The sequence below is a fragment of the Mesorhizobium sp. CC13 genome, assembly GCF_039907765.1.
Taxonomy (GTDB): domain Bacteria; phylum Pseudomonadota; class Alphaproteobacteria; order Rhizobiales; family Rhizobiaceae; genus Aminobacter.
This window is the reverse complement of record NZ_JARDJI010000019.1, coordinates 32,595-44,648: the sequence shown is the minus strand read 5'-3', so window position 1 is coordinate 44,648 and position 12,054 is coordinate 32,595. Positions and strand designations below refer to the sequence as shown.

General features: G+C 65.9%; 11 protein-coding genes. 3 read left to right on the top strand and 8 right to left on the bottom strand.

From position 1 onward, the window contains the following. Positions 1-82 precede the first annotated feature (82 nt). From PV773_RS20685 to PV773_RS20655, 7 genes are all read right to left on the bottom strand, one after another. The gene (locus PV773_RS20685; protein WP_347968170.1) at positions 83-1,381 is read right to left on the bottom strand and encodes a cytochrome b N-terminal domain-containing protein; all 1,299 of its coding nucleotides are present in this window, start codon (positions 1,379-1,381) and stop codon (positions 83-85) included. A gap of 19 nt (positions 1,382-1,400) precedes the next feature. Then, the gene (petA, locus tag PV773_RS20680; RefSeq protein WP_347968169.1) at positions 1,401-1,964 is read right to left on the bottom strand and encodes a ubiquinol-cytochrome c reductase iron-sulfur subunit; all 564 of its coding nucleotides are present in this window, start codon (positions 1,962-1,964) and stop codon (positions 1,401-1,403) included. Between the two features lie 322 nt (positions 1,965-2,286). After that, positions 2,287-2,595, bottom strand: a complete 309-nt coding sequence (locus PV773_RS20675) for a DUF6665 family protein (RefSeq protein WP_347968168.1) — start codon at positions 2,593-2,595, stop codon at positions 2,287-2,289. Positions 2,596-2,604: 9 nt separating this feature from the next. Continuing rightward, positions 2,605-4,473 (bottom strand): ABC transporter ATP-binding protein, encoded by a 1,869-nt coding sequence (locus PV773_RS20670; protein ID WP_347968167.1) that lies wholly within the window; start codon positions 4,471-4,473, stop codon positions 2,605-2,607. A gap of 325 nt (positions 4,474-4,798) precedes the next feature. Then, positions 4,799-6,676 carry an ABC transporter ATP-binding protein gene (locus tag PV773_RS20665; RefSeq protein ID WP_347968234.1) on the bottom strand — a complete coding sequence of 626 codons (1,878 nt, stop codon included), beginning with the start codon at positions 6,674-6,676 and terminating at the stop codon, positions 4,799-4,801. 364 nt (positions 6,677-7,040) lie between these two features. Then, on the bottom strand, positions 7,041-8,900 hold the full coding sequence (locus PV773_RS20660; protein ID WP_347968166.1) for an ABC transporter ATP-binding protein: 1,860 nt from the start codon (positions 8,898-8,900) through the stop codon (positions 7,041-7,043). Between the two features lie 114 nt (positions 8,901-9,014). Beyond that, a complete protein-coding gene (locus PV773_RS20655) occupies positions 9,015-9,326 on the bottom strand; it encodes a hypothetical protein (RefSeq protein WP_347968165.1) in 312 nt (103 codons plus the stop codon). Between the two features lie 289 nt (positions 9,327-9,615). On the opposite strand from PV773_RS20655, the gene PV773_RS20650 reads away from it, so the two are divergent. Together PV773_RS20650 and soxR are read left to right on the top strand one after the other, a co-directional pair. Further along, positions 9,616-10,074, top strand: a complete 459-nt coding sequence (locus PV773_RS20650; RefSeq protein ID WP_347968164.1) for a tRNA (cytidine(34)-2'-O)-methyltransferase — start codon at positions 9,616-9,618, stop codon at positions 10,072-10,074. Between the two features lie 156 nt (positions 10,075-10,230). Next, positions 10,231-10,677 carry a redox-sensitive transcriptional activator SoxR gene (gene soxR, locus PV773_RS20645; RefSeq protein WP_347968233.1) on the top strand — a complete coding sequence of 149 codons (447 nt, stop codon included), beginning with the start codon at positions 10,231-10,233 and terminating at the stop codon, positions 10,675-10,677. A 97-nt stretch (positions 10,678-10,774) separates the two neighbouring features. Here the strand turns inward: soxR and PV773_RS20640 are convergent, their stop codons facing one another. Beyond that, positions 10,775-11,032, bottom strand: a complete 258-nt coding sequence (locus tag PV773_RS20640; protein WP_340038341.1) for a hypothetical protein — start codon at positions 11,030-11,032, stop codon at positions 10,775-10,777. 78 nt (positions 11,033-11,110) lie between these two features. On the opposite strand from PV773_RS20640, the gene hemF reads away from it, so the two are divergent. After that, positions 11,111-12,025: an oxygen-dependent coproporphyrinogen oxidase gene (gene hemF / locus PV773_RS20635; RefSeq protein ID WP_347968163.1), complete on the top strand. Its 915-nt coding sequence runs from the start codon at positions 11,111-11,113 to the stop codon at positions 12,023-12,025. Positions 12,026-12,054: the final 29 nt, after the last annotated feature.

Genomic DNA, 12,054 nt, shown 5'->3' with positions numbered 1-12,054 from the left:
TTGCGGCGAGCAGCAGGCCGATGGCAGCCAGGCCTTTGAGAATCTTGTTCATTCGAAAAATCCCTCTCAGATTCTCGTTGGCTCAGCCGCGGGTTTCGGGCGCTGCGGTGGCACCGGCCGGATGGGCCGAACCGCCCTTGTTCTTCTCGAGCACCGCTTCGGTGATCGAGTTCGGCAGGCGGCGCGGCGTCTCGATGAGGCCGAGCACCGGCATGACGATCAGGAAGAACGCGAAGTAGTACAGCGTCGAGATCTGCATCAGCGGGATGTAGATGCCTTCCGCGGGCTTCGAGCCGAGCCAGCCGAGGAAGATGGCGTTGGCGACGAAGAGCCAGAAGAACAGCTTGTACCACGGACGGTAGACGGCCGAGCGCACCTTCGAGGTGTCGAGCCACGGCACCACGAACAGCACCGCGATGGCGCCGAACATGGCGAGCACGCCGCCGAGCTTCGAGTCGATCGGCCCGATGTTGAAGGTGACGGCGCGCAGGATCGCGTAGAACGGCAGGAAGTACCATTCCGGAACGATGTGCGCCGGCGTCTTCAGCGAGTCGGCCATGATGTAGTTGTCGGGGTGGCCGAGATAGTTCGGGATGTAGAACACGAAGTAGGCGAAGGCGGCGAGGAACACGATCATCGCGAACGCGTCCTTGATGGTCGCGTAGGGCGTGAAGGCGACGGTGTCGGTCTTCGACTTGACCTCGATGCCGGTCGGGTTGGTCTGGCCGGTCACGTGCAGCGCCCAGACGTGCAGGATGACGACGCCCGCGATCATGAACGGCAGCAGGTAGTGCAGCGCAAAGAAGCGGTTCAGCGTCGGGTTGTCGACGGCGAAGCCGCCGAGCAGCAGCTGCTGGATCCAGTCGCCGACCAGCGGGATGGCGGTGAAGAAGCCGGTAATGACGGTCGCGCCCCAGAAGGACATCTGACCCCACGGCAGCACGTAGCCCATGAAGCCGGTGGCCATCATCAGCAGGTAGATGATGCAGCCGAGGATCCAGAGCAGCTCACGCGGCGCCTTGTAGGAACCGTAGTAGAGGCCGCGCATGATATGGACGTAGACGGCGATGAAGAAGAACGACGCGCCGTTGGAGTGCAGGTAGCGCAGCAGCCAGCCGGAATTGACGTCGCGCACGATCTTCTCGACCGACTGGAAGGCGAGCGAGGTGTCCGAGGCGTAGTGCATGGCGAGCACGATGCCGGTCAGGATCTGCACGCCCAGCATGATCGAAAGGATGCCGCCGAAGGTGTAGGCGTAGTTCAGATTGCGCGGGACCGGGTACGACACGAAGGAATCGTGCACCAGCCGCGGCAGCGGCATGCGCGCATCGAACCAGCGGCCGATGCCGGTCTTGGGCGAATAGGTCGAGTGTCCGCTCATGGAAATAAGTCCCCCTGCCTCAGCCTATCCGGACCATGGAATCGGAAATGAACTGGAATGTCGGAATTGCGAGATTTTCCGGCGCCGGCCCTTTGCGGATGCGGCCGGCGGTATCGTAGTGCGAGCCGTGGCACGGGCAGAACCAGCCGCCGAAATCGCCCTGCTGGCCGAGCGGCACGCAGCCCAGATGGGTGCACACGCCGACCATGACCAGCCAGTTTTCCTTGTCCTTGCCGGCGGAACGGTCGAGGTCGGTCGCCTGGGCGTCCGGCGCGACGTTGGCGTTGCGCGCGACCGGATCCTTGAGATCGGCGAGCGGCACTTCCTGGGCGGCCTTGATCTCTTCGGGCGTACGGTTGCGGATGAAGACCGGCTTGCCGCGCCACTTGACCGTCAGCGACATGCCCGGCGTGACCGACGAGACGTCAACCTCGATCGAGGAAGCGGCCAGGGTCGAAGCGTCCGGGCGCATCTGGTCGATGAAGGGCCACGCCACGGCGCCAGCGCCGACCACGCCGGCCATGCCGGTGGCCACATAGAGAAAATCGCGGCGATTGGGCTCGCTCGTATCGGTTGCGCTCACGGGACCTGATCCTTCTGCCTCAATTCCACCGGAGGCCGAGCACGTGTCCCCGCTCAACGCCGCTGGCCCGACAGCGCATGGCAACCAGGCTAGCGAAATTCCTCCGGCATTTGGAGTTCGGTTTATGCGTGAAGCCAGTTTTTGTCCAGACAAGACAGGCGACGTGGGCAGATTGTCGCGGGGATGGTGATATTCGTGGAAAACCCCGGCAATCGGGCGGTTTCCGGCCTTTTTTCGCATCTTTGCGCAGCCTTGGCTGCAGCTGCGCGACGGCATCGGCCGCCACCCCCTCCAGTGCCAGCAAGGTTTTCCCCTGCGCCGTTCACGCCGCGCCGAGTCGCGCCAGCACCTCGCGCGGGATGCCGTAGTGGCGGATGGCGTCGTCGTGGCGCCGGTAGCCGCAGAGCTCGCGCTGGACGAAATAGCCGTAGACGGCGTCGGCGGCGGCCTTGACCAGGCCGCGGCGCGACTCGGCATCGCCCGAATGGGCGTCGAGCCTGGCGAGTGCCTCGCCGACCCGTTCGCCGGCCCGGCCGAGAGCTGCCGCCTTCTCGGCCAGGAGCTCGTAGTCGAGCACGTTGAGGCTCTGCTCCTGGCGGCTGGAAAAGAGGCTGGGCGGGCGCACGGACATGAGGCGATCCTACTCCGCCGCGAGGCGATCGGCGAGGAACCCGCCGGATTGGCGCTTCCACAATTGCGAATAGAGCCCGCCCTTGGCGATGAGCGCATCGTGGCTGCCCTCCTCGACGATGCGCCCCTCGTCGAGCACGATCAGCCGGTCCAACGCCGCGATGGTCGACAGCCGGTGGGCGATGGCGATCACGGTCTTGCCCTCCATCAGCTTGTAGAGATTTTCCTGGATCGCCGCCTCGACCTCGCTGTCGAGCGCCGAGGTCGCCTCGTCGAGGATGAGGATCGGTGCGTCCTTGAGCATCATGCGCGCGATCGCCACGCGCTGGCGCTGGCCGCCCGAGAGTTTCACGCCGCGCTCGCCGACATGGGCGTCGTAGCCGCGGCGGCCGCGCGGATCGGCCACGCCGACGATGAAATCATGGGCGGCGGCGCGTTTCGCCGCCTCGACGATCTCGGCCTGCGAGGCCCCTGCCCGGCCGTAGCCGATATTGTCGGAAATCGAGCGGTGCATCAGCATCGCCTCCTGGCTGACGACCCCGAACTGGGCGCGCAGCGACGCCTGGGTGACCGAGCGCACGTCCTGACCATCGATCAGGATGCGGCCGGCCTCGACGTCGAACAGCCGCAGCGCGAGGTTGACGATGGTGGTCTTGCCGGCGCCCGACGGCCCGACCAGCGCGACGCGCTCGCCCGGGCGGATATGCAGGTCGAGACTGTCGATCACCCCGCCGCCCTTGCCGTAGTGGAAGGAGACGTTCTCGAACACGATGTCGCCCATGGCGCGCGGCAGCAGCCGGGCATCGGCCGCGTCGCGGATCGCCGGGCGGACGGAGATGGTGCGGGTGGCGTCCTGCACGGTGGCGTAGTTGCGCACCAGCCCGTTGATGTTGAACATCATCCAGCCCGACATCTGGTTGAGGCGGAAGACCAGGCCCAGCGCCGCGGCGATCGCGCCGGTGGATATCTGGCCCTGGCTCCAGTTGACGAGGCAGATGGCGGCCACCGCCGCCATCATGAAGCCGTTGAGCAGCGCGACCGTCGAACGCACCGTGGTGATCGAGCGCGTCAGCCGGACGACGGCGCCGAGGTAGCTCTCGAGCCCGTCGCGGACATAGGCATGCTCGTGCCTGCCGCTGTCGAACAGCTTGACCGCCATGATGTTGGTGAAGGCGTCGACGAGCCGGCCGTTGAAGATCGAGCGCTGGTCGGCGGTGGCGCGGCCGGCCTGGCGCATGCGCGGCAACAGGTAATAGATGATCGAGGCGTAGCCCGCGAACCACAGCCCCACCACGGCGCCCATCAGCGGGTCGAGCGAGACCAGGATGGTGACCGACAGGAACACGAAGGTGAGGAAGCCCCACATCGTCTGCAGCACGCTGACCATGAAGTCGCCGACGGCCTCGCCGCCCTGCATGATCTTGGTGGCGATGCGGCCGGCGAAGTCGTTCTGGTAGAAGTCGTAGGGCTGCTCGATGACGCGCCGGAACGCCTGCCAGCGCACCATGGAGAAGAAGCCGGGCACCACGATCTGCTGCTCGACCACCGCCGAACCGACGATCACGACGGTGCGGACCACCAGGATCAGCACGAGCAGGCCCGCGAGCGCCGGCCAGTGGTCGGTGAACAGCCGCTGCGGCGAGCTGGAATCGAGCAGGTCGATGAGCCAGCCCACCGACCAGTAGAGCGCGGCGTCGACCGCGCCCGCGAGGAAGCCGGTGATCAGGAGAAGGATGAACGGCCCCTTCGCCTGCCGGGCGAAATAGAGGATGAAGGCCCAGGCGCTTTCCGGCAGCACCTCGCGGTCGGTGTCCTGGAACGGGTCGATGGCGCCCTCGAAGCGGCGCCAGAGGCGTTCCTGGAACGGATCGGGGGTCATCGGGATGGCCCCGTATTGAGTGAAAGCTGCAACCGCCGATCTCCCTCCCTGAGGGCAGGCCAACCGCATATGAAATTACCCCCACCCCCAACCCCTCCCCACAAGGGGGAGGGAGACCCGGAGGCATGGCCGGCCAGCGCCAATCTTCGGCGATTTTGGTGGCAAAAGCGACGAAATGGTCCCCCTCCCCCTTGTGGGGAGGGGTTAGGGGTGGGGGTACAGGGCCGCTCAAGCCCGTCAAAGCACCCATATGCACCTGGCCTGCCCTCGTGGGGTCGATGGCCCGCGCGACAAAGACAGGTACGTAGCACCATCATTGCCCTCATCACGCCGGCCTCGTCTCTTCGAGGGGGCTTTCCTCGTGGAACAGGAAACCGCCGGACTGGCGCTTCCACAGCCGCGCATAGAGCCCGTCGAGAGCAAGAAGCTCCTCGTGCGTTCCTTGTTCCACGATGCGGCCGCGATCGAGCACGACCAGCCGGTCGAGCGCGGCGATGGTGGAGAGCCGGTGGGCGATGGCGAGCACGGTCTTGCCCTGCATGAGGGCCGTGAGGTTTTCCTGGATCGCAGCCTCGATGTCGCTGTCGAGCGCCGACGTCGCCTCGTCGAGGATGAGGATCGGCGCGTCCTTGAGGAAGACGCGGGCGATGGCGATGCGCTGGCGCTGGCCGCCCGAGAGCTTGACGCCGCGCTCGCCGACATAGGCGTCGTAGCCGGCGCGGCCGCGATTGTCCTGGAGCGCGCCGATGAATTCGTGGGCCTCCGCCTTGCGGGCGGCGGCGAAGACTTCGGCATCGGAGGCGTCGGGCTTGCCGAGCTTGATGTTGTCGCGCAGCGAGCGGTGGAAGAGTGCCGTGTCCTGGCTGACCACGCCGATCTGGCTGCGCAGCGAATCCTGCGTGACGAATGAGACATCCTGGCCGTCGACGAGAATGCGCCCGCCCTCGAGATCGTAGAGGCGCAGGATGAGGTTGGCGAGCGTGGTCTTGCCGGCGCCCGAGGGGCCGACGATGCCGACCTTCTCGCCCGGCCTGACCGTGAGCTCGATGCCGTCGAGCACGCCGCCGCCCTTGCCATAGTGGAAGACGACGCGGTCGACCTTGATCTCACCGCCCTCGACCGCGAGTTCGCCGGCGCCGGGCCTGTCGGTGAGCCCCAGCGGCTGGGAGATCAGCGCCTTGGAGTTTTCGAGCACGCCGAGGTTCCGGAGGATGCCGTTGAGCTGCATCATCAGGCGGCCGAGGAGCATGTTGAGGCGCAGCACCAGGGAAAGCGTGAAGGCGACGGCGCCGACAGAGATCGCGCCCTCGACCCAGAGCTGGATCGAATACCAGCCGATCAGCGTGATCATGACGCCCGAAAGCGCGGTGAGCGCCATGCGCACGCCGGTGAGCTTGCGGGTGAAGGGCCTGAGCGCACCGAGATAGATGTCGAAGCCGGAGCGGATGTAGCGGTCGTCGCCGTCGGAGGCGAAGAGCTTGAGCGTCTGGATGTTGGAATAGCTGTCGACGATGCGGCCGTTGATCATCGAGCCGGCTTCGGCGGTCGCCTCGGCATGCTTGCGGATGGTGGGCAGGTAGCGCCTGGCGAGGAAGCCGAAGGCGACGATCCAGACCACCACCAGCGCCGCCAGCCGCCAGTCGAGGCCGGCAACGACCGCGAGCGTGGTGACGGTGTAGACGAGCATGAACCAGACGACCTCGATGAAGCTCTCCATCAGGTCGCCGGTCGCCTGCCCCGCCTGCCAGACTTTTGTCGCGATGCGGCCGGCGAAGTCGTTCTGGAAGAACGAATAGGACTGACGCGAGACGTGGCGGTGGGCCTGCCAGCGCACGAGGTTGTAGAAGCCGGGCGTGATCGTCTGCTCGTCGACCAGCGCGGAGAGCCCGACGATGACGGTGCGGATGACGAGCACGGTCGTCGCCATGAACAAAAGCTCAGGGCCGGCATGGGCCCAGAGCGAGGCCCAGCTGCGGTCGGCGGGCATCTGGTCGAGGATGTCGACGAGCCGGCCGACGAAATAGAACAGCCCCGCCTCGACCAGCGGGGCGATGCCGCCGATGACCAGCATGGCGAAGAAGGCGAGCCGCGCCTGGCCGACATAGTGCCAGAGGAAGCCGCGCACGGTCGACGGCGGGCGGAGGTTCTTCGGTTCCCGGAAGGGAAAGACCCAGTTCTCGAACCAGTCGTAGATTCTGTTCATGAGCACGCTGGGCCATCCACCGGTAAAGACTCGGCATTTTGGGATCGAAGCAATTCGAAGGCAACCGGTTGCGGCCCATCCTGTCCTGTCGTCGTACCCCACGCCCGCACCCCCACCCTCAATCCCTCCCCACAAGGGGGAGGAGGCGACTTCACCGACGGGCGACACCAAGACCGTTGATGTTCGGCGTTGGGCAGCCGCGCGGCAAAGTCCCCCTCCCCCTTGTGGGGAGGGGTCAGGGGTGGGGGTGATCAGTACACGCAGGCAGTATGTCACAGGCGCAATTGGAGACGGCGCGTGAAAGGGGCACCCCCACCCTCAATCCTTCCCCACAAGAGGGAGGGAGACCTCGGCGTTTCGCTCCCTACTCCGCCGCCTGGGCCTCGATGCCATCGGCCTCTTCGAGCAGGAAGCCGCCGGACTGGCGCTGCCACAGCGAGGCATAGAGCCCGCCTTTGGCGACCAGCTCGTCATGGCTGCCCTGCTCGACGATGCGGCCCTTGTCCATGACCACAAGGCGGTCCATCGCCGCGATGGTGGAGAGCCGGTGGGCGATGGCGATGACTGTCTTGCCCTCCATCAGGCGATAGAGGTTTTCCTGGATCGCCGCCTCGACCTCGCTGTCGAGCGCCGAGGTCGCCTCGTCGAGGATCAGGATCGGCGCGTCCTTGAGCATGACGCGGGCGATCGCGATGCGCTGGCGCTGGCCGCCCGACAACTTGACGCCGCGCTCGCCGACATGCGCCTCGAAGCCTTTTCGCCCCTTGGGGTCGGCCAGGGCGCTGATGAAGTCGAGCGCTTCGGCACGCCGCGCCGCCTCGATCATCATCGCCTCGGATGCGTCGGGACGGCCATAGAGGATGTTGTCGGCGACCGAGCGGTGCAGCAGCGACGTATCCTGCGTGACCATGCCGATCTGGGCGCGCAGGCTGTCCTGCGTGACCTTGGCGATGTCCTGCCCGTCGATCAGGATGCGGCCCTTCTCGAGGTCGTAGAAGCGCAGCAAGAGATTGACCAGCGTCGACTTGCCGGCGCCCGAGCGGCCGACGATGCCGACCTTCTCGCCCGGCTTGACGTCGAGGGTGAGCTGTTCGATCACGCCCTTGCGCTTGCCATAGTGGAAGCCGATGCCGTCGAACGAGATGGCGCCCTTGTCGACGACGATTGCCTTGGCGTCGGGCTGGTCCTCGACCAGGCGCGGCATCGAGATCGAGGTGATGCCATCCTGGACGGTGCCGATGCTCTCGAACAGGCCCGAGACCTCCCACATGATCCACTGCGACATGCCCCAGAGACGCAGGACGAGGCCGAGCACCACGGCAACCGCGCCGATGGTGACGACCTGGTCGAGCCACAGCCAGATCGACAGGATGCCGACCGACAGGAGCAGCGTCGAGTTGAGCAGGTAGAGCGCGCCGTAGAGCGACGTCACCAGCCGCATCGACCGGTAGACGGTGCCCATGAACAGCGACATGCCTTCCCTGGCGAAGGATGCCTCGCGACGCGAATGCGAGAACAGCTTGACCGTCTGGATGTTGGTGTAGCTGTCGACGACGCGGCCGGTCATGGTCGAGCGCGCATCAGCCTGCTCTTCGGCGAGCTTGCCCAGGCGCGGCACGAAATAGCGCAGCAGAAGCACGTAGCTGACGAGCCAGACGACCAGCGGCGCTGCAAGGCGCAGGTCGGCCGAGCCGACGATGATCAGCACGCCGATGAAATAGACGATGACGTAGTTGAGCACGTCGATCAGCTTGACCACGCATTCGCGCACGGCGAGCGCGGTCTGCATCAGCTTGGTGGCGATGCGGCCGGCAAACTCGTCCTGGTAGAAGCTCATCGACTGCTTGAGCAGGTAGCGGTGCACCTGCCAGCGGATGCGCATCGGATAGTTGCCCATCAGCGTCTGCTGGTTGACCAGCGACTGCAGCACCACCATGCCCGGCAGGATGACCATGACGATGAAGGCCATGCCGGCCAGCTTCCAGCCTTCGTTCTCGAGGAAGGTCTCGCGGTTCTGGGCCGACAGCCAGTCGACGATGTTGCCGAGGAAGCCGAACATCCACACTTCGGCGAGCGCGATCAGCGAGGTCAGCAGCGCCGCAACGATGATGTAGGGCCACGCGCCTCTGGTGTAGTGAAGGCAGAAGGCGACAAGCGTCTTCGGCGGCTCGACCGGTTCCTCGGCCGGAAACGGATTCAGTCTGTTTTCAAACCAGCGGAACATTTCAGTCTCTCATTCGGTATGTGGAACGCGGCGGATCCGCGTGGGGTGTGTGCGTCGGAGGGCCGCTGGTACGGCCACCCGAATGTAGGTGGCCGCTGAGGATTCGGCGAATCCTCAGCGGTTGCCTCCTGACATCGTCCTGGCAGCAGGCCGGGCCGCCCCCGACCGGCCGGCGAGCCGACCGATCAGCCTTGCCAGCCGCTTGAGCAGCGGCCGGTGGTTGGGGTCGGGCACCGCCCGCGACATGTCGACGTCGGGCAGCATGCCTCGATGCGGACGCCGCGGCGCGGCCGGCGCCTGCGGGACTTCGCCCATCGACAGCGCCCAGGCCGCATGCTTCGCTTCAGCGAGCGCGTTCGGCCTGACCGGACTTGCAGAGTCGTGTTGGCTACGGGCTACCTGCCCGTTGAAGATGTTGGCAAACATCGGAATTGTCCTTCGAAAACCGGAACAGGAATTCGGCGGATCGCGATGCGAGGATGCCTGTATATGTCAGGAATGTCGTCGAACCGGGCCGCCGCTCAGGCAGTTCGTCGCCCACAGAGGGGGCGGTGAATGTCTATGGCCATCATGTGTCCCATGCCCTCCTCCTTCGGTTCGAGTTGACAATGGCGGCCGTATACTCCCATTCGCGACAGAACGCCACATGAGCCCGTTCACTTTCTTCTTTGGCGGAACTTGCTGTTGCCCTGCAGCCACAGATTAGGAAGGCCAAATGAACGAGAAGCTGCGCATCGCCCTCTACCAGCCGGACATCGCCGGAAACACCGGCACCATTCTCCGCATGGCCGCCTGCCTAGGGCTCGGCGTCGACCTGATCGAGCCCGCCGGCTTCGATATCTCCGACCGGGCGCTCAGGCGCGCCGGCATGGATTATCTCGAAATGGCGGCCCTGACCCGGCACGTCGACTTCGACCGCTTCGAGCACTGGCGCCAAGGCGAAGGCCGCCGCCTGATACTGATGTCGACCAAAGCCGCCCTGCCCTATGCGGATTTCAGCTTCCGCACCGGCGACGTCGTCCTGCTCGGCCGCGAATCGGCCGGCGTGCCCGACCACGTCCACGATCTCGCCGACCAGCGGCTGATCATCCCGATGCCCGGCGGCGGCCGCAGCCTCAACGTCGCGCTGGCTGCCGCGATGGTGGCAGGCGAAGCGCTGCGCCAGATCGGCTGAGACCAGCGCCCCCAGCCTGGCGGCCAGCGCGGCAAGATCGCCCGGCGCCCCGCCGCATGAACTCCGGTTCCAGTATGTCGCCATGCTCGATTTCCTTCTCTTGCAACGTCATGGCCTATTCCGTACAACCTCAACTAAACTTGAGGTCAAGCGGGAATTTCCATGGGCCAGGAACTGACTGTCGGCGAGGTGGCGCGGCGCAGCGGCGTGGCGGTGTCGGCGCTGCATTTCTACGAGACGCGCGGGCTGATCCACAGCCACCGCACGGCGGGCAACCAGCGCCGATATTCGCGCGACGTGCTGCGCCGCGTGGCCGTTATCCGCATCGCGCAGGAGGTCGGCATATCGCTCGCCGACATCGCGGCCACCCTTGCCACCCTGCCCGACGGGCGCACGCCGACGCGCGAGGATTGGAGTCTGCTTTCAACGGCTTGGCGGCACGACCTCGACCACCGCATCGAGCAGCTGAAGAAGCTGCGCGACGGGCTGACCGACTGCATCGGCTGCGGCTGCATGTCGATCGACAGGTGCCCGCTGCGCAACCGCGAGGACAGGCTGGCGCGCCAGGGCCCGGGACCGAGAAGGCTGATCGTGAAGGACTAGGGCGTGTCGAGATTCAAGCCAGGTCGAACTGGGAATGCTGGGTTCCGGGAACCGGAACGGAGCCTGCATTCGAGTGCCGGCCTCACCTGAAGACTTGCTAGTCGGACGTCGGCAGGCGGCGGATGGTGAATTCGATGACGTCGCCGGGGCGCTCGAACCAGCTTTCGATCTCGGTCCAGTAGGCCTGCTTCGGCCAGCGGGTGAACCACTCCTGCGCCTTGGCCCGCGCATCGTTGCGCGGCAGCACGAACGTCTCGCGCAGGAACCCGTCGCGCGGCTTGCCGGCACGTTCGGCGCGGCTGCGCTGCAGCCGCTTCCTGAGGTCGTCCAGCGGCGGTCTGGTCGGGGTGCCCATAAAGAACTCCTTGACCCTGTCGAGAAGGAGATTAGGGATCGCGCCGGAAAATTACGAGTCATTTGTGCGGAGCCCAAATTGCAGCGCCCAGAAATACCGGTTGGACTTCCGGCCGACATAGAAGACCGCAAACTGCGCGCCCGCGCCTGGTTCGAGGAACTTCGCGATCGCATCTGCCAGACCTTCGAGACGCTGGAAGACGAAGTGCAGGGACCGCTGGCGAGCTGGGCGCCCGGCCGCTTCGAGCGCACGCCGTGGCAGCGCGACGAAGGCAAGGGCGGCGGCGGCGTCATGTCGATGATGCACGGCCGCGTGTTCGAGAAGGTGGGCGTGCACACTTCGACCGTGCATGGCGAGTTCTCGCCCGAGTTCCGCAAGCAGATGCCCGGCGCCGAGGAAGACCCGCGCTTCTGGGCCTCCGGCATCTCGCTGATCGCCCATCCGCAGAACCCCAACGTGCCGGCCGTACACATGAACACGCGCATGGTCGCCACCTCGCGCTGGTGGTTCGGTGGAGGCGCTGATCTCACGCCGGTGCTCGACCGCCGGCGCACCCAGGAGGACACCGACACGGTGGCGTTCCACAAGGCCATGCAGTTCGCCTGCGGCAAACACGCCGGCGTCGCCGACTACCAGAAGTACAAGGACTGGTGCGACGAGTATTTCTTCCTGCCGCACCGCAACGAGCCGCGCGGCACCGGCGGCATCTTCTTCGACTGGCAGCATTCGCCCGAGGAAAAGGGCGGCTGGGACGCCGACTTCCGCTTCGTGCAGGATGTCGGCCGCGCCTTCCTCGTCGCCTACCAGCACCTGGTCCGCCAGAACTTCAACTCGAACTGGACCGACGCCGACCGCGACGAGCAGCTGGTGCGCCGCGGCCGCTATGTCGAGTTCAACCTGCTCTACGACCGGGGCACGATCTTCGGGCTCAAGACCGGCGGCAACATCGCCTCGATCCTGTCGAGCCTGCCGCCTGAGGTCAGGTGGCCGTAAGCAGCGCGTTGCGTCGACTACGCTGAAAG

Bases quoted from the DNA above. Each gene is read 5' to 3' on its own strand.
- PV773_RS20685 (WP_347968170.1), bottom strand. From the start codon at position 1,381: ATGAGCGGACACTCGACCTATTCGCCCAAGACCGGCATCGGCCGCTGG.
- PV773_RS20675 (WP_347968168.1), bottom strand. From the start codon at position 2,595: ATGTCCGTGCGCCCGCCCAGCCTCTTTTCCAGCCGCCAGGAGCAGAGC.
- PV773_RS20670 (WP_347968167.1), bottom strand. From the start codon at position 4,473: ATGACCCCCGATCCGTTCCAGGAACGCCTCTGGCGCCGCTTCGAGGGC.
- PV773_RS20665 (WP_347968234.1), bottom strand. From the start codon at position 6,676: ATGAACAGAATCTACGACTGGTTCGAGAACTGGGTCTTTCCCTTCCGG.
- PV773_RS20660 (WP_347968166.1), bottom strand. From the start codon at position 8,900: ATGTTCCGCTGGTTTGAAAACAGACTGAATCCGTTTCCGGCCGAGGAA.
- PV773_RS20655 (WP_347968165.1), bottom strand. From the start codon at position 9,326: ATGTTTGCCAACATCTTCAACGGGCAGGTAGCCCGTAGCCAACACGAC.
- PV773_RS20650 (WP_347968164.1), top strand. From the start codon at position 9,616: ATGAACGAGAAGCTGCGCATCGCCCTCTACCAGCCGGACATCGCCGGA.
- PV773_RS20640 (WP_340038341.1), bottom strand. From the start codon at position 11,032: ATGGGCACCCCGACCAGACCGCCGCTGGACGACCTCAGGAAGCGGCTG.